Below are 282 nucleotides of genomic sequence, written 5' to 3' on the forward strand. Positions count from 1 at the left end.
CGGAGCTACTGGCTCTACTGGCGTTACCGGAGCTACTGGTGTGACTGGGGCTACTGGAACTACTGGTGTGACTGGAACTACTGGTGCTACAGGTTCTACTGGCGCTACGGGTATAACTGGCGCTACAGGTATTACAGGAGCTGCTGGCGCGACTGGAACTACTGGTGTAACTGGGGCTACTGGAACTACTGGTGTAACTGGTGTGACTGGGGCTACTGGTGATATCGGAGCTACTGGCTCTACTGGCGTTACCGGAGCTACTGGTGTGACTGGGGCTACTGG

At 56.0% G+C, this 282-nt stretch carries 1 protein-coding gene; it reads left to right on the forward strand.

What is annotated here, in order from left to right; translation table 11 throughout:
• The coding region (locus KVT27_RS24265) for a hypothetical protein (RefSeq protein ID WP_217582142.1) at nucleotides 1–282 on the forward strand (282 nt) is incomplete at both ends.

This window comes from Lysinibacillus sp. GbtcB16 (genome assembly GCF_019091145.1).
GTDB lineage: Bacteria > Bacillota > Bacilli > Bacillales_A > Planococcaceae > Lysinibacillus > Lysinibacillus fusiformis.